The sequence below is a fragment of the Streptomyces sp. S07_1.15 genome, from assembly GCF_020739505.1.
Taxonomy (GTDB): Bacteria; Actinomycetota; Actinomycetes; order Streptomycetales; family Streptomycetaceae; genus Streptomyces; species Streptomyces xinghaiensis.
The window spans coordinates 691,068-711,572 of sequence record NZ_JAJBZK010000001.1 but is presented as its reverse complement, the minus strand read 5'-3'; the positions used below and the strand labels follow the sequence as shown (position 1 = coordinate 711,572).

Genomic DNA, 20,505 nt, shown 5'->3' with positions numbered 1-20,505 from the left:
CCGGCGCGGGCGCGGCGCGCCCCCGGTGCGGTGCCCCGCGCGGGTCCGTGCTCCCGGGCCCGCCCACCACGGTCTCCCGGGTCGTCACCGGTCCGGGTACCGGCGGGGGGTCCAGACGATCTCCTGGCCGTCACCGCGCGTGACCGCGCGGGTCTGCGTCGAGCCGACCAGCAGGATGGTGCGCATGTCGACCTCGTCCGGGTCGAGTTCGGCCAGCCGTACGATCCGGACGCTCTCCTCCGGGCCGCCCACGTCCCGGGCCACCACGACCGGCGTGTGCGGGGCCCGGTGCTCCAGCAGCAGTTCGCGGGCCTTGCCCACCTGGTGGACGCGGCTGCGCGAGCCGGGGTTGTAGAGGGCCAGCACCAGGTCGGCCGCCGCCGCGGCCCGCAGCCGCCCGGCGATCACCTCCCAGGGCTTCAGCCGGTCGGAGAGCGACACCACCGCGTAGTCGTGGCCGAGGGGCGCGCCCGCGCGGGCGGCGGCCGCGTGCGCCGCCGTCATCCCGGGCAGCACCCGGACGGGCACCTCGCGGTACGGGTCCGCGGAGGCCACCTCCAGGACGGCGGTCGCCATCGCGAACACCCCCGGGTCCCCGGAGGAGACCACGGCGACCCGGCGGCCCTTGCGCGCCAGGTCGAGGGCGAACTCGGCCCGTTCGGACTCCACCTTGTTGTCGGAGGCGTGGCGCCGCTGCCCGGGCCGCACCGGCACCCGGTCGAGATACGTGGTGTAGCCCACCAGGTCCTCGGCGGCGGACAGCGCACCGCGCGCCTCCGGCGTCAGCCACAGCGGCCCGGCCGGGCCGAGCCCGACCACGACGACCCCGCCGGCGGGCGGCGCGGCGGCCGGGGGTTCCGGGCGGGCGGCGGCCGCGGCCGGGCCCGCCGTGACGGCCGCGTCCGCCGTCGCTGCCGGACCGCCGGGCGCCGGACCCCCGTGCGGTGCGCCCACCCGGCTGGGCAGGACCGCCATCGAGAAGTACGGCACCGAGCCGGGGTCCACCTCCGCCAGCGGCGCCGTGCGCTCCGCCGCCATCGTGGCCCGCTCCACGTACCGGGCCTCGGCCAGCCGTCCCGACCGCTCCAGCGCGCGCCGCACGGTCGGGAACGTCCGGCCGAGCTTCATGACGACGGCCGCGTCGGCGGCCGCCAGCCGGGCCGTCAGCTCCTCCTCCGGCAGGGTGCCGGGGAGGACCGCCAGCACCTCCTCGCCCTCCACCAGCGGGGTGCCGAGCCGCGCCGCGGCGGCGCTCACCGAGGTGACACCGGGGACGACCTCGGTGGGGTAGCGGTGCGCGAGCCGCTTGTGCATGTGCATGTACGAGCCGTAGAAGAGCGGATCGCCCTCGGCGAGGAGCGCCACCGAACGCCCCGCGTCCAGATGGGCGGCGAGCCGGGCGGCGGCCTCCTCGTAGAACTCCTCCAGGGCGCCCCGGTAGCCGCCCGGGTGGTCGGTGGTCTCCGTGGTGACCGGGTAGACCAGCCGCTCCTCGATGTGGTCCGGACGCAGATGGCGCCCGGCGATGGAGCGGGCGATGCTCCGGCCGTGCCGGGCGCTGTGGTACGCCACGACGTCCGCCCCGGCGACGACCTCCACGGCCCGCACGGTCATGAGGGACGGATCGCCCGGGCCGAGGCCCACGCCGTAGAGCCGGCCCGTGGCCGCCTCCGGTGCCGTGTGCCGCTCCTGCTGCTCGCTCATTCTTCTTCACTCGCCATCGCGTTGATCGCGGCGGCGGCCATCGCGCTGCCGCCGCGCCGCCCCCGCACCACCAGGTGTTCGAGGCCCGACGGGTGCGCGGCCAGGGCCTCCTTGGACTCCGCCGCGCCGATGAAGCCGACCGGTACGCCGATGACCGCCGCCGGGCGCGGCGCCCCCTCCGCCACCATCTCCAGCAGCCGGAAGAGGGCCGTCGGCGCGTTGCCGACGGCGACCACGGCGCCGTCCAGGCGGTCGCGCCAGAGCTCCAGGGCGGCGGCGCTGCGCGTGGTGCCGAGTTCGCGCGCCAGCGCGGGGACGGCGGGGTCGGAGAGGGTGCACAGCACCTCGTTGTCCGCGGGCAGCCGTTTGCGGGTGACCCCGCTGGCGACCATCCGCGCGTCACAGAGCACCGGTGCCCCGGCGAGCAGCGCCTCGCGGGCGCGGGCCACGACCCCGGGGGTGTAGCCGAGGTCGCCGACGAGATCGGTCATGCCGCAGGCGTGGATCATCCGGACCGCGACCCGGGACACGTCCGCGGGCAGGCCGCCGAGGTCCGCCTCGGCGCGGATGGTGGCGAAGGACTGGCGGTAGATGGCCGCCCCGTCCTTCTCGTACGCGTAACCGGTCACGGGGTCCTCGCTCGTGTCGTGCCGTCCGGACCGCCGGTGCCGTCCGGAGTGCCGGGGTGCCCGGGCCGCTGGGGCCCGTCCTTGCCGCGGGAGCCGGCGGTACCGTCCGCCCCGCCCTGCGTGGCGCTCGTTCCGTCCGCCGCGCCGGTGGCGTGCGCCGGGCGCGCGGTGCCGGCGGTGCTCGCCGCGCGGGCCGCCGCGATGGCGGCGGCGGTCCGCCCGGGCGGTACCCGCACCGGTCGCGGCGCCGTACGGCCCCCCGGCAGCGCGCCGTTGACGGCCACCCGGTAGGCGCCGTCGCCGGTGGCGAGGACGTCGATCCAGGCGCCGCCGTCGCCCGGACGACCGCAGCGGCGCTCGCAGCCGGACCAGTACACGGGCAGGGGCGCCGCCGTGCCGTCACCGGACGCGGCGGCGGCCGGAGCGGCGGAGGCGTCAACCGGGCGACCGGAGGCGCCGGCCGGGGGAGCGGGGACGCCGGCTGTGCCGGCCGAGGTGTCCGGTGCGGGAGCCGCGGGCTGCGGAGCCCGGGCCGGCCCGTCCGTGGCAGGTGCCGCGACCGGGCCGCCGGGAACCGCCGCGCGCTCCGCGGGGCCCGTTCCCACGGCCCGCGCGGCGTCGGTCCGTACGTCCGCCAGGGACTTGGCGCAGCCGGGCCGCCCGGCGCAGGAACCGATCGCGTACCAGGGGGAGTCGGGGGCGGTGACGAGGCCCGCGCCGGCCAGTCGTCGCAGGGCGGCGGGGCCCGCGTCCCGCGAGAGGCCCGGGACGACGACCCCGCGCCACGGGGTGGTGCGGATCTCCGCGTCACCCGAGCGGTCGGCCGTCTCCGCCAGCAGCCGCCACTGGGCGGCGGTGTACCGGCCCAGGGGCGCGGACACGGACAGGGCGCACCGGTCGCCGGAGCCGGGGGCGCGGATCAGCCCGGGCGCGGGGCCGGCCGCCGGGCCGCCGCCCTTGCGCGGGCCGGGGCCGGCCGGCGGCTGCCCGGCCGGTGTCCAGGCGACACCCGCACGGGAGAGGTGGCGCCCCAGCAGAGCCTCGTCCAGGGCGGGCCGGCCCGGGGCAGCGGAGGACGCCGAGGAAGCGGAAGGCGGTCCGGTGCGTTCGCCGGGCCCGCCGGGCCCGCCGGGCCCACCGGATTCACCGGTTTCGCCCGCGCCGGGTCCGGCGTCCCGGCGCGGAAGGTCCCCCACGCGCCAGGCCCGGGTGCCGCTCTCCGCCGCGGCGTGCAGAAACGCTTCGGCCGCGGCTACGGCCGCCCGCGCCGCGTCCTCGGCCGCGACCCGCAGCCGGGGGCCGCCCGCCCCGGTGCGGAGCTCCGCACCGCCGCCGGGCGTTGCGATGATCGTCACATCCGCGCCGAGCGCGGCGGCATCCCCGCGCCCGTCGTCCACGGCGAAGAGAAAACGTCCGGAAAGCGCCGCCGCGCCCGGGTCGGCGCAGAGCAGCGCGTCCAGTTCGCGGACCCACCCCCCGACGTCCGCGCAGCCCCTGCCGTCGAGTCCGGTCAGCGGGGAGACCACCACATTCCGGACGCGCTCATGGGTGTCCGAGGGGAGGAGCCCCACGGGGCGCAGCCGGTCGGCGAGTTGGCGACCGCAATCACCGGGAAGCCCGCGCGCCTGCACATTGCCGCGGGAGGTCAGTTCGAGTTCCCCGTTCCCCAGATCCTCCGCTATGGAGGCGAGGCAGTGTGCCTGACGGCTCGTCAGAACACCGCCCGGCAGGCGTATGCGCGCCAAGGCGCCGTCATCCGCGGTGTGCAGACGCAAAGCACCGGGGCAGGCGTCGTCGCGGCTGCGCCGGGGTGGTCCGGGCACGCCGGGGCAGGGTGTGGCGGGGGAGGGCATGGCGGCGAGCATACAGATGCCCGCGGGCGGCTCCGGTGGGGTCTCGTGGGTGCGGGCGGACGGCGGTGGCCGGGGGCCGGCGCCGTCCGCACGGGCCCCTCCGCGGCCCCGGGAATCCCTGGTCAGGGGCGGATGCCGGCCCGGCATCGGCGTCCGCGCCGCCGTGGCCGGACGGCTCGTGCGCGGAGCCGGAGACCTTTCCGGTTTGGACCGGGATGGTGCGATGCGCGCCGGTGTTCCGGAGGTCCGCGGCGGCCGGTGTTCTCTCGGTCACGGCCGGCCGGCCGCGGAGGCACCGTGCCGCGAGCCGCCCCGCTGCCCTTACTATGCTCACCGTCGGGCCCCGAGCGGGTCCGGCGACGCCATGGACGGCGCCAGGGGAGGAAGCCGGTGTGAATCCGGCACGGTCCCGCCACTGTGAGCGCGGCAGCAGCACCGCCGCGTGAGTCAGGAACTCCCGCCGTCCGCCACCGACCCGGGGCGAGGACCCCGAGGAAGGCACGCTGCCGCATGCGCTCTCGGCCCTGCCGTGGTCGGCTCCGCCGCCCCCGGTTCCGTCGTTCCCGGACCCCCTTCAGGGCTCCGTCCCGGACCCCGTGGTCCCGCACTCCGCGTTTCCGCACGCCGCGCTCCCCGGTGCCGGTCTCCCGGGCCCGGCCCGCGACGGCCCCGCACCACCCGGCCCGGCCGGACTCCGCCCGGCCGGATTCCGCCGGGTCCGCCCGCCTCCGGTCGCGCCCCGCCCGGGCCCGGAGCACCGCCGATCCCCTCCGGCAGGCCGGGCCCGCCCGCCGGTCCGCCACGACACCGCGAAGCGAGTGCCCGTGATCCTGCTGCTGTCGACCTCCGACACCGACCTGCTGAGCGCCCGCGCCGCCGGGGGCCCCGTCCCGTACCGGCCGGCGAACCCGGCCCGGCTCCGGCTCGACGACCTGCCCGCGCTGCTGGAGGGCACCGACCTCGTCGTCGTGCGGCTGCTCGGCGGCATCCGCGCCTGGCAGGACGGGCTCGACGCGCTGCTCGCCGGGGAGCGCCCGGTCGTCGTCCTCAGCGGTGAACAGGCCCCCGACGCCCAGCTGATGGCGGCCTCCACCGTCCCCGTCGGCATCGCCGCGGAGGCCCACGCCTATCTGGCCCACGGCGGCCCGGCGAACCTCGGGCAGCTCGCCCGGTTCCTCTCCGACACGGTGCTGCTGACCGGCCACGGCTTCGCCCCGCCCGAACCCGCCCCGAGCTGGGGCCCGCTGGAGCGCACCCCCGCGCCCGCGCCGGCTCCCGCCACCGCCGGGGACGCCACCGCGGGGGACGACGGCCGTCCGGTCATCGCCGTGCTCTACTACCGGGCCCACCACATGAGCGGCAACACCGCCTTCGTGGAAGCCCTCTGCCGGGCCGTCGAAGAGGCCGGCGGACGCCCCATGCCGCTGTACGTGGCCTCCCTCCGCGCCCCCGAACCCGAGTTGATCGAGGCGCTGGGCACGGCCGACGCCGTCGTCACCACCGTCCTCGCCGCCGGCGGCACCAAGCCCGCCGCGGCCTCCGCCGGCGGGGACGACGAGTCCTGGGACGCGGGCGCCCTCGCCGCCCTCGACGTACCGATCCTGCAGGCGCTCTGCCTCACCGGTCCGCGCTCCGCCTGGGAGGAGAGCGACGAGGGGCTCTCACCGCTGGACGCCGCCACACAGATCGCCGTACCCGAGTTCGACGGCCGGCTGATCACCGTGCCGTTCTCCTTCAAGGAGGTGGACGAGGACGGGCTCCCCGTCTACGCCGCCGACCCCGAACGCGCGGCCCGCGTCGCCGGGACCGCCGTGCGCCACGCCCGGCTCCGGCACATCCCGGCCGCGCGCAAACGCCTCGCGCTGGTGCTCTCCGCGTACCCCACCAAGCACTCCCGGATCGGCAACGCCGTCGGCCTCGACACCCCCGCCAGCGCCGTCGCCCTGCTGCGCGCCCTGCGCGCGGAGGGCTACGACCTCGGCCCGGCCGACGGGCCCGGCGCCCTCCCCGGGCTCGCCTCCGGGAACGGTGACGAACTGATCCACGCCCTGATCGAGGCCGGCGGGCACGACCAGGACTGGCTCACCGAGGAGCAGCTCGCCCGCAACCCCGTCCGCATCCCCGCCGCCGACTACCGCCGCTGGTACGAGCAGCTGCCGCGCGGGCTGCGCGAGCGCGTCGAGGAGCACTGGGGGCCGCCGCCCGGCGAGCTGTTCGTGGACCGCGGCCGGGACCCGGACGGCGAGATCGTCCTCGCCGCCCTCCGCCACGGCAACCTGCTGGTCCTGATCCAGCCGCCGCGCGGCTTCGGCGAGAACCCCGTCGCGATCTACCACGACCCCGATCTGCCGCCCTCGCACCACTACCTGGCGGCCTACCGCTGGATCGCCGCCCGCGCCGGGGACGGCGGCTTCGGCGCCGACGCCGTGGTCCACCTCGGCAAGCACGGCAACCTGGAGTGGCTGCCCGGCAAGAACGCGGCGCTCTCCGCGGACTGCGCGCCCGACGCCGCACTCGGCGACCTGCCGCTGGTCTACCCGTTCCTCGTCAACGACCCCGGCGAGGGCACCCAGGCCAAGCGCCGGGCCCACGCCACCCTCGTCGACCACCTCGTACCGCCCATGGCGCGGGCCGAGTCCTACGGGGACATCGCCCGCCTCGAACAACTGCTGGACGAATACGCGTCCATCTCCGCGATGGACCCCGCCAAGCTCCCCGCCATCCGCGCCCAGATCTGGACCCTCATCCGTGCGGCCCGGCTCGACCACGACCTCGGCCTGGACGACCGCCCGGACGACGACGGCTTCGACGACTTCCTGCTGCATGTCGACGGATGGCTGTGCGAGGTCAAGGACGCGCAGATCCGCGACGGGCTCCATGTGCTCGGGCAGGCACCGGCCGGGCCGGAGCGGGTCAACCTCGTCCTCGCCGTCCTCCGCGCCCGGCAGATCTGGGGCGGCACCACCGCGCTGCCCGGGCTGCGCGAAGCCCTCGGCCTGGACGAGTCGGCGGCCTCCCGCACCGGGGCGGACGAGGCCGAGGAGCGGGCCCGCGCCCTGGTCGAGGCCATGGAGGAAGCGGACTGGGACCCCGCCGCCGTGGAGCCGGCGGTCGCACGGGTGTGCGGCGGGGCCACGCCCGGCGCGGACGCGGGGAAGACCGCCGACGCGGCCCCCGGTCCCCCGGACGGCCCGCGCGAGGACCCCGCCGCCGTCGCCGCCGTACTGCGCTTCGCCGCCCGCGAGGTGGTGCCCCGGCTGGCCGCCACCGGCGACGAGATACGGAACTCCGTGCACGCCCTCGCCGGCGGCTTCGTCCCCGCCGGGCCGTCCGGTTCACCCCTGCGCGGACTCGTCAACGTGCTGCCGACCGGCCGCAACTTCTACTCCGTCGACCCCAAGGCCGTCCCCAGCCGGCTCGCCTGGGAGACCGGATCGGCGCTCGCCGACTCCCTCCTGGAGCGCTACCGCGCCGACACCGGCCGCTGGCCCGAGTCCGTCGGCCTCTCCCTGTGGGGCACCAGCGCGATGCGCACCGCCGGCGACGACATCGCCGAGGCGCTCGCCCTGCTCGGCATCCGGCCGGTGTGGGACGACGCCTCCCGGCGCGTCACCGGACTCGAAGCCGTACCGCTCGCCGACCTCGGGCGCCCGCGCGTCGACGTCACCCTGCGCATCAGCGGTTTCTTCCGCGACGCCTTCCCCCATGTCATCGGGCTCCTGGACGACGCGGTGCGGCTGGCGGCCTCGCTGGACGAGAGCGACGAGGACAACCACATCCGGGCCCACGCCCGGGCCGACCTCGCCGAGCACGGCGACGAACGCCGCGCCACCACCCGCATCTTCGGCTCCCGGCCCGGCACCTACGGGGCGGGCCTGCTCCAGCTCATCGACAGCCGCGACTGGCGCACCGACGCCGACCTCGCCGAGGTCTACACGGTCTGGGGCGGCTACGCCTACGGCCGCGGGCTCGACGGCCGCCCGGCGCGCGACGAGATGGAGAGCGCCTACCGGCGGATCGCCGTGGCCGCCAAGAACACCGACACCCGCGAACACGACATCGCCGACTCCGACGACTACTTCCAGTACCACGGCGGCATGGTCGCCGCCGTCCGTACGCTCCGGGGCACCGCCCCCGCCGCGTACATCGGCGACAGCACCCGCCCGGAAACGGTCCGCACCCGCACCCTCACCGAGGAGACCTCCCGGGTCTTCCGGGCGCGGGTCGTCAACCCGCGGTGGATCGCGGCGATGCGCCGCCACGGCTACAAGGGCGCCTTCGAGCTCGCCGCCACCGTCGACTACCTCTTCGGCTACGACGCCACGACCGGCGTCGTCGCCGACTGGATGTACGACACGCTGGCCCGCACCTATGTGCTGGACCCGGAGAACCGCGACTTCCTCCGCGAGGCGAACCCCTGGGCGCTGCACGGCATGGCCGAACGCCTGCTGGAGGCCGAGAGCCGCGGCATGTGGGCGGAGCCGGACCCGGCCGTGCTCGAAGAGCTCCGCAAGACCTTCCTGGAGACCGAGGGCGATCTGGAGGGCGGGGAGAACTGAGCCGGACGGAGAGCTGAGCCGGACGGGGCCCGGTCTCCCGGCCCCGGCCCCGGCCCCGGCCCCGCCCCCGTCCCCAGCCCCGGCTCCTGCCCCTGCCGGGTGGGGCGGGGCGGCGTCCGGCGCGTGGGCCGGGGGCGTGGCCGCTCTTCCCTCTTCTCCTTCCGCTGCGGGCCGCTGGGCCGCCGGGCGCCGGCCGTCCGCGCGCCGGGCCGGCTGTCCCGCCCCGCCCGGCCGCTCCCGGGCCCCGGTCCTTGCGCGGAGTGCCCGCCCGGTGGCTCCCGGTCGGCCGCGCGGGCCGGCCGAACACCGCTCGCGGGGCCCCCGGAAAGCCCGCCGAGAAGTCGATGACCTTGGTTTCCGGTGACCTGCCGCACGTGGCCCGCCTCACGTACTACGGGGGATAGGAGGCCCGGCCCGGCGGCCCCGTTCCGGGCGCGGGCAGCCGCTGGACGCCGCAGGCGCGCGGCGTGAGCAGGGGGTGGCACAAACGGGGTGTTTACGGGGCGGGGCGCGGGGGAGCGGGCCGGTTCCTCCCGTACGGGGAGCGGCGTGCGCCGGACGCGGGCGGCGTGCCGGCGGCGGGGTTCCTCCGGTGGCGTGCGGGGGTGCCGGCTACGGCCTCCGGTAGGAGTGGGGGTGCTTGAACCCCTGGGCGGGGCGGGTTACCAAGGTAGGGCGCAAGCGGACGAAATCCGCGAAATGCGCAAACCCCCCACTTCGGAGGTAACTCCTGATGTTCAAGCACGCTCAGATCCTCACCGACATGACTCCCCTGCGCCGCCGCGCCGCCTTCATGGCCGCCGGTGTCGGAGCCACCGCCGTGCTGGGGACCGGAGTCGCGCTGGGCACCCAGGGCGAGACCGAGAACCCCGCCACCGGGACCACCGCGTCCGAGGCCGCCGACTCGCGCGCCGCCGAGGCCGTCACGGCCCAGGCGGAGGCGCAGAAGAAGGCCGCCGAGGGCAAGGCCGCGGCCGAGGCCGCCGCCGCCGAGCGTGCCGGCCAGGAGGCCGCCGACCGTTCGAAGCGCCAGACCGTCACCCAGGCCGCCGCGAAGGCTCCCGCTTCCTGGGTGAAGCCGGTGGACAGCTATGTGAAGGGCTCCACCTTCGGTATCGGTGGTGACCGCTGGGCGAACAAGCACTCCGGCCAGGACTTCGCCGCGCCGACCGGTACCTCGGTGAAGACCGTGCACGAGGGCACCGTGGTCCAGGCCGGCTGGGGTGGCGCGTACGGCAACAACATCGTGGTCAAGCACGACGCCGGCACCTTCACCCAGTACGCCCACCTGTCGAAGATCACCGTTCCGGTCGGCACCCAGGTGACCACCGGGCAGGAGATCGGCAAGGTCGGTTCCACCGGCAACTCCACCGGCCCGCACCTGCACTTCGAGACCCGCACCACGCCGAACTACGGCTCCGGTATCGACCCGGTGGCCTTCCTGAAGCAGCGCGGCGTCACCCTCTGACGGACAGCGCCGAGGGAGCGACCGCACCAGGGCGGCCCTCCGGAACAGCCTCATGGCTGTCCCGGAGGGCCGCCTTTCGCTGTGCGCCGCCGGTCAGTCCCGGGCCGTCACCGGTCCGGTGTCCGGCCGGGCCGCCGGTGACAGATAGGCGCGGAACCGCCACGGCCCCAGGTCCGGCAGCGGCCGGGAGCGCCAGGCACGCGCGTACGGCGGCGGCTCGGCCCCGTTCGTCACCAGCACGGCGACGGGCCGCGTCTCCGCCGCCGCCCGCAGGGCCGCGTGCGTGATGCTGCCGTCGTGCCCGCCGACCTGCCGCGAGGAGCAGCCGGCGCGGAAGGCGATCCGCACCGCGTCCGGCCCGGAGACCACGCAGGGGGGCCGGACGCCCTGCCGGCCCAGTTCGGCGGCCATCCGGTCCAGCGTCTCGCCGTTGTGCCGGAAGGAGGTGAGGGTGGAGTCCAGCACCGTGAACTGCACGGCCAGGTGCAGCCCCAGCACCGTCACGGACAGCGCGGCGGCGGCCGGGCGCAGCCGGGGCCGGGCCACACGCACCCGGTGCGTCAGCCGGAGCAGGCCGTGGGCGACCGGCAGGGAGAGCAGGGCGTACGCGGGCAGCAGGAAGCGCGGCGCCGCGTAGCCGACCAGGAACAGATACGGGAGGGCGAGCCCGAGCCCCGCCAGCGCGGGCAGCAGGATCTCGGCCCGGTACCGGGTGCGGCGCGCGGCGAGGACACCCCCGGTGGCGAGCAGCGGGAGGGCGAACCACCACAGACCGGTGGCGGGGTTCCGCCACGGTACGTCACAGGGCCGGCACAGGGTGCGGCCGCCGAGGGCGCGGATGTGGTCGTCCACGGAGAAGTACGGGGCGAGATGGCCCTGGATCTCGCTGGCCCGCCGCAGCCGGGCCGCCGGGCCGCCGTACGCGGTGTACGCCTCGGCGATCCACTCCGCGCTGCCCAGCGCGCCGCCCGCCGCCAGGGCGGCCAGCAGCAGCGGACGGCGCCAGGAGCGGACCAGCAGCAGGGCCGCACCCAGCGGCAGGGCGAGCCAGAGCGCGTCGGAGGGGCGCATCAGGGCGGTGAGGGCGACACCCGCGCAGACCCCGGCCGGAGCCCACCGGGAGGCCGGGTCCCGCAGGGCGCGCAGCAGACAGCCCGTGGCGAACAGCGCACCCAGCGCGACCCACAGGTTGGGCATCACCTGCGGCCCGTAGAAGAGGGTGACCCAGAGCCCGGCGAAGAGGCCCCCGGCCAGGGTGAGCACCGCCGCCGGCAGCAGACCGCGCCACACCCGCAGGGCGAGGAAGAGCCCGGCCCCGCTGAGCAGCGCGAGCCAGACGCGCAGCGGCGGGACGGCGTCGGTGAGGGCGGCCACCGGCGCGGCGAGATAGCTGATGCCGCGGGCGCGCGGGGCGCTGAAGAACGCCGCCGGTGCGTGGGAGCTGACCTGGCTGACGTACACGGTCTCGTCCCAGCCGAGGCCGCTGCCGGGGACGACCAGCGTCAGTTGCACCAGGGTGAAGAGGACGGCGACGGCGGCGGGACCGTGCGGCACGGCGCGGGCGGCCCACCCGGCGCGGGCGCTGCCGGAGACGGCGGTCCCGGGCCGGGCGGCTCCGGGCACGGCGGCCCCCGGCGGGACGGCCCCGGGCGCGGCCCCGGGCACGGCGCCGCCGGCCGGGGCGCCGCGCGGGGCGCGCCGCGACCGGAGCCAGGGGATCCGCCCCGGTGTGCGCCGCGGCCGCCGCCGCGGCCGCTCGTCCCGGGTGCCGGTGACCGGTGGTGGCTGCATGGCCGGACCTCGCCGCACGTCGAAGGGGGTGCCGGATGGGGACAGACAGGCGATCACCAGCCTGTGGCGGGGTGCGTCCGCTCACCACTCGGGCGGGGCAGCCGGAGGAACCGGGACGGCGCCGTCCGGGGGACCCGGGTATTCCCGCAGGTCAGCCAGGAATTACCGGACGGAATGGATCGGTAAAGCAATCCCGGTGCAAAAGTCCGACCACTTTTTTATGTGATGTGAAAGGTCCAACAGCATATTCCTGAGAAAAGGACATCTTCATCCCGTCGGGAAGAATGAAAGGGCTATGCTCCATGTCTCGCAGGCGGGTTGCGGCGATTTCCGCAGGCCGCCCCCGGCTGCCGCGGTGCCGCCCTTCCCCGGGAACGCGGATTGCGGCGGCGGCCCCCGCCGGTGCCCCGACGCACCGGCCGACACCCCTATTCCTTCCGCAAGGGTTTGAGACATTGATGGTTCGTGCCGGCTCGTCACCAGGAGGTCGGCGGCCCGCCTCCGCACTCCTGTGGCTGTTCCCACCCGCCGTGACGGCTCTCTGCGCGGTCGTCGCCGTCCTCGGCGTCCCCGGCGGGGCCCGCGCCCCGGTCGCCTGGTGCGGCGCCGTCGCCACCGCCGCCGTGGCGATCGCCGCGGCCGAGGCGGTACGGCGCGGACGCCTGATCCACGCACTGCGGCGGCGCGCCGCCGAACAGGAGGCCGCGCTCGGCCGCCGCCTCACCCAACAGGAGGCCGAGACCGAACGGCTCGCCGGGGAACTGCTGCCCGTGGCCGTCGAACGACTCCAGCGCGGAGCCTCCGTCGAGGAGGTGCTGGAGGGCGTCGCCTACACACCCGGCACCGACCCCCGGTTCCACGCCGCCCACGAGGCCGTGCTCCGCTCCGTCCTCGAAGCGGTCCGCGCCGAGGAGGACCTGCGCGAATCCGCCCACCGCGCCTTCGTCAACATCGCCCGCCGCGTCCAGGCGATCGTCCACCAGCAGGCCCAGGACCTGCGGGAGATGGAGGACCGGCACGGCAACGAACCCGAGTTCTTCGGCGACCTCCTCCACCTCGACCACGGCACCGCCCTCATCGGCCGGCTCGCCGACAGCATCGCCGTCCTCGGCGGCTCCCGTCCCGGCCGCCAGTGGCAGCAGAACGTCCCGCTCTTCAACGTCCTGCGCGGCGCCATGTCCCGCATCATCGACTACCAGCGGGTCGACCTGCACTCCGTCGCCGAGGCCGCCATCGTCGGACCCGCCGTCGAGTCCCTCATCCACGCCCTGGCCGAGCTGCTCGACAACGCCACCCGCTACTCGCCCCCGCAGACCCGGGTCCACCTCACCGCCGTCGAGGTGCAGTCCGGCATCGCCGTCGAGATCGAGGACGCCGGCGTCGGCCTCACCGAGGAGGCCCGCCGCCGCGCCGAACGCGTCCTGGCCCAGGCGTCCGCCGGCATCGACCTCAACGACCTCGGCGAAACCCCCCGGCTGGGCCTCGCCGTGGTGGGCCGGCTGGCGCAGACCCACGCCTTCCAGGTGTCGCTCCGCCCTTCGGCCTACGGCGGCGTCCGCTGTGTCCTGATCGTCCCGCAGGACCTCATCACCGCCACGCCCACCCCCGGCGGCTCCGTGGCCCGTGCCGCCACTCTTCCGCCGCCCAAGCGCAGGACGCGGCCCACGCCGACGCCGCTGCCCCGGCCGAACGGAGCGGCCATGGAGGAGGACCCCGCGGCGGTCGGCCGCAACGCCAACGGGCTGCCGCAGCGCCGCCGCCGGCACCCCGGCGTCGCCCCCCGGGCCGCGGCGCCCGCCCGGTCGGCCGCTCCGCCCCGGCCGCCCGCGGCAGCGGAGCAGGTCAAGCCGGGTCTGTGGCTGGCCGCCTTCCAGAGCGGCATCAACGGAGAGGCGCCGGCGCCGCGGGCCGCGCGTCCGAACAGTGACGACTCGGTGGACAGGGATGGGTAGGAACGTGACACAGCAGCGGCTCAACATGGACTGGATGCTCAGGGATCTCGCCACGAGCGTCCCGCAGACCCGGCACATCGTGGTGCTCTCCGCGGACGGCCTGTGCATGGCGCAGCACGGCACCGACGGCGACACCGCCGACCGGCTCGCCGCCGCCTGCGCCGGACTGCAGAGCCTGTCCGGCGCGATCGCGGCCGAGTTCCCGCACGGCACCGGGCAGATGAGACTGGTCGTCATCGAGGTCAGCGGCGGCTTCTTCTACCTCATGGCGGCCGGCGCCGGCGCCTATCTGGCCGTGCTGGCCGACGACGGCGTCGACGCCGGGCTGATGGGGCAGCGCATGCGCGACCTGGTCGCCAGAATCGGCGAGCATCTCAGCAGCCCGCCGCGCGTGGACGAGCAGATCACATGAGCGGGCCCGGCGAGGACTGGGAGGAAGGCGCCCCCGAGCGGCTGTACGTACTCACCGGCGGCCGCGGCCGGGCCCGCGGCAGGACGGCCGACCTCGACCTGGTCACCCTCATCGTGTCCCGGGACGTGCCGAAGCCGGGCCTGCAGCCCGAGCACGCGGCCATGCTGCGGATGTGCCACTACCCGCTCTCCGTGGCCGAGATCTCCGCCCATCTGGTGCTGCCCGTCAGCACGGTCACCGCGCTCCTCACCGACCTGCTGGCCGACGGGCGCATGGAGGCCCGCGCCCCGATCCCCACCGCCGCGTTGCCCGACGCGGACCTCCTCAAGGCGGTGATGCATGGACTACAGAACCTCTGACACGCTCCCCGGCCCGCGCAGCGAGGACGCCCTCCCCGCCACGGCCACGTCCGCGGTCAAGGTGGTCATCGTCGGCGGCTTCGGCGTCGGCAAGACCACCCTGGTCGGCTCGGTCAGCGAGATACGCCCGCTCACCACGGAGGAGACGATGACCCAGGCCGGGGTCGGCGTCGACGACATCGCCGGTGTCGAACGGAAGACCGAGACCACCGTCGCCATGGACTTCGGCCGGATCAGCATCAACGAACAACTGGTGCTGTACCTCTTCGGCACCCCCGGCCAGGAGCGCTTCTGGTTCCTCTGGAACGGCCTCTTCGAAGGGGCCCTGGGGGCGCTCGTCCTCATCGACACCCGCCGCCTGGAGGTCAGCTTCGACGTCGTCGGCCGGCTGGAGGAGCGCGGCGTCCCCTTCGTGGTCGTCGTCAACGACTTCCCCGAGTCGCCCCGTTACCCGGTGTCCGAGCTGCGCGCGGCGATGGACCTGCCCGATTCCGTGCCGATGGTCACCTGCGACGCCCGCGACCGCGGCTCCTGCCGGGACGCCCTGCTGACGCTCATGCGCTATCTGCACACCCTCGCCACCGCAACCCCGGAGTCCTCGTGACCGTCCCGCCACCCCACCCCGCCGGCCCCCGGCGCCGTACCGCCACGGACCCCCGTACCGTCACCGTCGAGCCCCCCTCTTCCGTGCCTCCCGCCGCCGAGTCCGCGCCGCCGCCCGGCTGCCCGGCCCACGCCTACGGGCCCGGCGGCCTGATCCGGCTCTACGGGCCCGAGGCCGAGACCGACCCGATGGGCCTCTACGAACGGCTGCGCGCCCAGTACGGAGCCGTCGCCCCGGTCCTGCTCCACGGCGACCTCCCGGCCTGGCTGGTCCTCGGCTACCGCGAGAACCTCGACGTGGCCCGCACCCCCTCCCGCTTCTCCCGCGACTCCCGCCACTGGCGCCTCGCGCGGGAGGGCCGCGTCGCCCCGGACCACCCCCTGGCCCCCGTCGTGGCGTGGCAGCCGATGTGCACCCATGTCGACGGCCGGGAGCACGAACGGCTCCGCGGCGCCGTCATCGACGGCCTCGACCGCTTCGACCGCCGGGGTATCCGGCGCACCGTCACCCGCTCCGCGCAGGTACTGATCGACCGGTTCTGCGCCGAGGGCAGGGCGGAGCTGGTCCAGCAGTTCTCCGAGCACCTGCCCATGCTGGTGATGACGCAGCTCCTGGGCATGCCGGAGTCCTACGGCCCCAAGCTGGTGGAGGCGGCCCGTGACCTGCTGAAGGGCACGGAGACCGCGGTCGCCAGCAACGACTACGTCCTGCGCGCCCTGCGCCAGTTGGTGGCGCGCAAACACGCCTCCCCGGGCCAGGACTTCGCGAGTTGGCTGATCGAGCATCCCGCCGGGCTCACCGACGACGAGGTGGTGCAGCACCTGCGGGTGGTCCTCATCGCGGCCTACGAGACCACGGCGAACCTGATCATCAACATGCTGCGGATGGTCCTCACCGACCGCCGTTTCCGCGCCGACCTGGCCGGCGGCCACATGACGCTTCCCGACGCCATGGAACAGGTGCTGTGGGACGAACCGCCGATGATGACGGCCGTGGGGCGGTGGGCCACCGGGGACACGGAACTCGGCGGCCAGTCCATCCGCGCCGGTGACCTGCTGATCCTCGGGCTGGCCGCGGGCAATCTCGACCCGGCCATCCGCCCGGACCCCAGCGTCCCCGTCCACGGGAACCGCTCACACCTGGCCTTCAGCGGCGGCCCGCACGAATGCCCCGGCCAGGACATCGGCCGGGCCATCGCGGACACCGGCGTCGAGGCCCTGCTGGCACGCCTCCCCGATCTGCGGCTGGCCGTGGACGAGACGGAGCTGAGCTGGGTCTCGGCCCTGATGACACGTCATCTCATCGCGTTGCCCGTCGAGTTCACTCCGCAGCGGCCCGAGCCGAAGGAGCCGTCCCTGTCCGTGGCCGTACCGGCGCCCTCCCGGCGGGCGCCACTGCCCGGAGAGGCCGCGACCGGGGACGGGACCGGGTCCGCGGTGGCGCGGAAGCGGACGGCGGCCCCGGTCCTCGCGGGGGTCGCCGATCCCCTGGCCGCGGGGACCGGCCCGTCCCCCCTGCGGGCGTCCGCCCCGTGGTGGCGGCGGCTGGCGCGGTGGTTCGCCGGCCGGTGAGACGTCCGGGTGTCCGTGCGTCAGGCACCGAGCTGGTCCCACCACCAGTCGATGGTGGGGAGCCCCGGCGGGCCCGGCCGCGCGTCGGCCGGGCCCGGGCGCCGGGTGACCCCCAGCGTCGCCCCGGGCACGGGCAGGCGGTGGAGATGGCGCGGGCTGGCGTAGCGCGGAGCGGTGTCGGACCAGCGGATGTTCCCCGCGATCCAGTGGCCCAGGTCGTCGAGATAGCGACGCAGAGCCCCGTCGGCCCCCCGCGCGGTCCGCTCGCGCAGACGGAGGAAGAGGGTCATCGCCCGGTCTCGCAGGGAGAGCGCGGCGGCGAGGGCCTGCCGCTCCGAGCAGCGGTGGTGATGGGCGAGGACCCGCACGAGGTTCGGGGCGGCGGTCTTCTCCCCGGCCTCCTTGGCCGCGGAGAGCAGATCGTTGTCGCAGGCCGCGATGAAACCGGTGGCCTCGGTCAGGGCGCGGACGGGACCGGAGTGGAGCCGGTCGCCGGGGATCCCGGCACCGTTGGCGATCTCGACGAAGGCGGCGTCGAACCGGGTTCCGACGTCCGCGATGCGCCCGGCGGCGTACTCGGCGGGGCCCGGCACGACACCGCGGCCGGCGTTGGCCTGCTGCCAGGCCGCGCCCAGCAGCAGATCGCGGACCCCGTCGGCCAGCCGCTGGAACTGTACGGGCCCGGCCACGGCCCGGGTGCGGATCACCAGGTCGTCGAGCGCGCGGGCCATCGGGCCGGAGCCGAGCATCCCGGAGCCGGGGGCCTCCAGGGAGCGGACCAGCCGCAGACCGAGGCCGGCGACGTCCGGGCTCCGGTCCGCCGACGGCCCGGCGTCGAGCCGGGTGTCGTCGAGAGCGAACAGCCAGTACGTCCACTGGGCGAACAGCAGCAGGCGTTCCTCGTCGCCACGGGGGGCGAGGCGGCAGCTGAACTCCGCGGCGTTGCTGGCCAGGTTCCAGGCCCGGTCGGCCGCGTCGGTGAAGACACCGCTCGCGTCGAGCCAGGCGACGGCCCGCTCCTCGATCCTGCGGACCGCGGGGTGGACGGCCGATTCCACGGGGCACCAGAAGGGCGGCAGTCCTCCCGGAGGCGTTCCCCCGGCGGTGGAGGCCGCGGCCGCGGGGGTGCCGGTGGTGGTGTCCGCCACCGGCTCAGTCCGTCCGGAGGCGGAAGAGGAGCAGCCGGGTCTCGACGGCGTGGTCGCGCCAGATCCGGAACAGCCTGCCGTGCCCGACGGCCGAGTCCATCAGCCGCTCACGGGCGATGGGGGAGGGCTCGGCCGCCCCTGCCGTCCGGTCCAGTTCCGCCGCGGTCCAGGCCATGGACTGTACCCAGAACTCCGAGACCGGGTCCGTGATGTCCTCGTCCCGTTCCAGGGTGAACCCCGCCTCGCGTGCGGCGCGGACGTACTCGTCGAGGGTGCCCAGCCGCGTCCGGTAATAGCCGTTCACGAAGCCGGCGACCTCCGGCCGGCACAGGAAGTGATCCTGGAGGCCGAACCAGCCGCCGGGCCGCAGGGCCCGGGCGGCCACGGCGAAGAGCCGCCGCCGGTCCATGTGCACGGCGCTCTCCACGGCCACGGCGGCGTCGTACGCCCGCTCCTCCCGGAACGCGTGGGCATCACCCAGGAGGGGCGTGACGCGGTCGCGGACCCCGGCCCGGCGGACCAGGTGGTCCATGACCGGTATGTGATCGGCCGTGATGGTGAGGCCCGTGACGGTGCTGCCGTGCTCCTGGGCCCAGTAGATCGACCCGCCCCCGAGGCCGCAGCCGATGTCGAGGAGGGCGGCCGGAGGGTGGTCCGCGGCGCCCCAGGTGGCGGCCGCGTGGCGGATCACGGCTTCCTGGGAGTCGGTGATCCGGCGGCGGATGAGGTGCTGGGCGACGGTGGTGTTCGGTGTGGACTCGAACATGCCCAGATGGAAGTGGACGCGCGGCCCGGGACCGTACTTGTGCAGGATGTCGGCGGTCTTCCGGGAGTAGTACAGGGGTACCTCGGCCTCGTCGAACGGGGCTTCCCCGCCGAACGGGGCTCCCTCTCCGAACGCCGCCTCGCCGAGCGCGGGTTCCCGGGGTCTCGGCGGATCGATGACGAGACCGCCGCGGCCGGGGGCATGACCGGTGCCCGTGATGCTGTCGGCTGCGTCTGTCATATTCGGCCTCCTGTGGCTGGGCTGAGGAGTCGTCCAGGACGTGGGGGAGGGGGTGTCCGGCGCCTCCCGGCGCACGGCGCCCCCAACCTGCCCCGGTCGCGGAGATCCTTAACCCCGGCCGCGCGCCCGGGCGATGCGATCGGGCCTACCGCATCCGACAGACAATGGGTCGGAATGGACTATTCGTGCTCGCTTCTGAACGGAAGACGCCGCATTAGGAAATTCCGCGGGGGGGATGGATGAGTGAATAGAGGATTTTATGACGGCATTCGCTCTCCGGGAGAACGGCCGCGGAACAGCCGCGGTCATGTCCGGTATTCGACGGTCCCGTTGAGCCCGTCCCGCCGCTCCCGGCGGACGTGCGCCTTTCCCGGTTTCCCGGGTTTCCCGTGAACAAGCGCGCCTGCCGGAAAATCGGCGGGAAAAGGCTCCGCGGACCTCCCGGCGGGCGGCGGGGACAGAGCGGACACGGTCGGACGCGAACGGACGGCGGAAGGCCCGCCCCGGCCGGTGGGTATCCACCGTGCGGGACGGGCCCTGCTGGTCAACCGCTCCTGTGGAGCGGGGTGGTGGCGTGGCGGCCCGGGCTCAGGGCAGCCGGCCGACGCCGCCGTATTCGATCCACTCCTGGGTGCGCTGCCGGGGGGCGAGGTCGGTGTCCGGCCGCCAGGTGGAGACCTCCACCAGGCCCGGCTCCAGGATCTCCAGGCCCTCGAAGAACTGCTCCAGGTCCCGCTGCTGCCGCACCCGGCCCCAGTTGCCGTGGGTGCTCTTGTCCATGAAGTCGGTGACGAAATCGCGGGTGGCGGCGTCCTCGCTCACCAACTGGCAGATCACCATGAAACTGCCGGGCGCCAGCCGGTCCCTGACGGTCCGGATGAGGCCGGCCGGGTCGTCCTCGTCCTTGATGCAGTGCAGCACCGAGACGAACAGCGCGGCCACCGGCTCGTCGAAGTCGATCAGCCGCTCGACCTCGGGGTGGCTGAAGATCCCGTCGGTGTCGCGCATGTCCGCCGTGATGACGGCGGTGTTCTCGTTCTCCTCCAGCAGCGCGCGGCCGTGGGCGAGGACGATCGGGTCGTTGTCGACGTAGACCACGCGCGAGGAGGGGTCCACGCTCTGGGCGACTTGGTGGACGTTGTTCTGGGTGGGCAGGCCGGAACCGTGGTCCAGGAACTGGCGGATGCCGTGGTCCTCGGCCAGCCGCCGGACCACACGGGCCAGGAACTGCCGGTTGTTGAGCGCCAGTTCCCTGGTGCTCGGGACCACCTTCAGCAGCTCGTCGGAGGCTTCCCGGTCGACGGCGTAGTTGTCCTTGCCGCCGAGGAAGTAGTCGTACATCCGAGCCACACTGGGAACGTTGACATCGATCCCCTTGGGCAGCGGCTCTTGTGTCTGGCCCATCCGACCCCTCACAGTCTCGTCCGCGCGTTCGCGTGTGCGATGCGA

General features: G+C 75.3%; 14 protein-coding genes and 1 riboswitch. Of the genes, 7 read left to right on the top strand and 7 right to left on the bottom strand.

Going from position 1 to position 20,505, the window contains the following annotated elements:
- Positions 1–84: 84 nt before the first annotated feature.
- Genes LIX60_RS03035 through LIX60_RS03025 form a run of 3 tightly spaced genes read right to left on the bottom strand, consistent with a single transcriptional unit; the run spans position 85 to position 4,156 of the window.
- On the bottom strand, positions 85–1,704 hold the full coding sequence (locus tag LIX60_RS03035) for a precorrin-2 C(20)-methyltransferase (protein WP_227957073.1): 1,620 nt from the start codon (positions 1,702–1,704) through the stop codon (positions 85–87).
- On the bottom strand, positions 1,701–2,333 hold the full coding sequence (locus LIX60_RS03030) for a precorrin-8X methylmutase (RefSeq protein ID WP_019707985.1): 633 nt from the start codon (positions 2,331–2,333) through the stop codon (positions 1,701–1,703). The genes LIX60_RS03035 and LIX60_RS03030 overlap by 4 nt, the downstream gene beginning before the upstream one ends.
- Positions 2,330–4,156, bottom strand: a complete 1,827-nt coding sequence (locus LIX60_RS03025) for a nitrite reductase (protein WP_308101079.1) — start codon at positions 4,154–4,156, stop codon at positions 2,330–2,332. Before LIX60_RS03025 ends, LIX60_RS03030 begins: the two co-directional genes overlap by 4 nt.
- A gap of 410 nt (positions 4,157–4,566) precedes the next feature.
- Positions 4,567–4,643, top strand: a riboswitch (cobalamin riboswitch).
- A gap of 367 nt (positions 4,644–5,010) precedes the next feature.
- Between LIX60_RS03025 and cobN the strand changes: the two genes are divergently transcribed.
- Positions 5,011–8,745 (top strand): cobaltochelatase subunit CobN, encoded by a 3,735-nt coding sequence (gene cobN / locus LIX60_RS03020; RefSeq protein ID WP_227962601.1) that lies wholly within the window; start codon positions 5,011–5,013, stop codon positions 8,743–8,745.
- Between the two features lie 733 nt (positions 8,746–9,478).
- Positions 9,479–10,213, top strand: a complete 735-nt coding sequence (locus tag LIX60_RS03015) for a M23 family metallopeptidase (protein ID WP_227957071.1) — start codon at positions 9,479–9,481, stop codon at positions 10,211–10,213.
- Positions 10,214–10,306: 93 nt separating this feature from the next.
- On the opposite strand, the gene LIX60_RS03010 is transcribed toward LIX60_RS03015, so the two are convergent.
- Positions 10,307–12,004, bottom strand: a complete 1,698-nt coding sequence (locus LIX60_RS03010; protein WP_227957070.1) for a hypothetical protein — start codon at positions 12,002–12,004, stop codon at positions 10,307–10,309.
- Between the two features lie 458 nt (positions 12,005–12,462).
- Between LIX60_RS03010 and LIX60_RS03005 the strand changes: the two genes are divergently transcribed.
- The 5 genes from LIX60_RS03005 to LIX60_RS02985 all read left to right on the top strand — a co-directional run bounded on the left by LIX60_RS03005 (position 12,463) and on the right by LIX60_RS02985 (position 16,902).
- On the top strand, positions 12,463–13,956 hold the full coding sequence (locus LIX60_RS03005) for a sensor histidine kinase KdpD (protein WP_227957069.1): 1,494 nt from the start codon (positions 12,463–12,465) through the stop codon (positions 13,954–13,956).
- A gap of 25 nt (positions 13,957–13,981) precedes the next feature.
- Positions 13,982–14,368, top strand: a complete 387-nt coding sequence (locus tag LIX60_RS03000; protein WP_210988074.1) for a roadblock/LC7 domain-containing protein — start codon at positions 13,982–13,984, stop codon at positions 14,366–14,368.
- Complete coding sequence (locus LIX60_RS02995; protein ID WP_043461383.1) at positions 14,365–14,727, top strand: DUF742 domain-containing protein; 363 nt, start codon at positions 14,365–14,367, stop codon at positions 14,725–14,727. The genes LIX60_RS03000 and LIX60_RS02995 overlap by 4 nt, the downstream gene beginning before the upstream one ends.
- Positions 14,708–15,331 carry an ATP/GTP-binding protein gene (locus LIX60_RS02990; RefSeq protein WP_227957068.1) on the top strand — a complete coding sequence of 208 codons (624 nt, stop codon included), beginning with the start codon at positions 14,708–14,710 and terminating at the stop codon, positions 15,329–15,331. The genes LIX60_RS02995 and LIX60_RS02990 overlap by 20 nt, the downstream gene beginning before the upstream one ends.
- An 83-nt stretch (positions 15,332–15,414) precedes the next feature.
- Positions 15,415–16,902 carry a cytochrome P450 gene (locus LIX60_RS02985; protein ID WP_227962600.1) on the top strand — a complete coding sequence of 496 codons (1,488 nt, stop codon included), beginning with the start codon at positions 15,415–15,417 and terminating at the stop codon, positions 16,900–16,902.
- Between the two features lie 20 nt (positions 16,903–16,922).
- On the opposite strand, the gene LIX60_RS02980 is transcribed toward LIX60_RS02985, so the two are convergent.
- The 3 genes from LIX60_RS02980 to LIX60_RS02970 form a co-directional block, all read right to left on the bottom strand.
- Positions 16,923–18,050: a hypothetical protein gene (locus tag LIX60_RS02980; protein WP_227957067.1), complete on the bottom strand. Its 1,128-nt coding sequence runs from the start codon at positions 18,048–18,050 to the stop codon at positions 16,923–16,925.
- A gap of 4 nt (positions 18,051–18,054) precedes the next feature.
- Positions 18,055–19,056, bottom strand: a complete 1,002-nt coding sequence (locus LIX60_RS02975; RefSeq protein WP_227957066.1) for a cyclopropane-fatty-acyl-phospholipid synthase family protein — start codon at positions 19,054–19,056, stop codon at positions 18,055–18,057.
- A 588-nt stretch (positions 19,057–19,644) separates the two neighbouring features.
- Complete coding sequence (locus LIX60_RS02970; protein ID WP_227957065.1) at positions 19,645–20,460, bottom strand: SAM-dependent methyltransferase; 816 nt, start codon at positions 20,458–20,460, stop codon at positions 19,645–19,647.
- Positions 20,461–20,505: the final 45 nt, after the last annotated feature.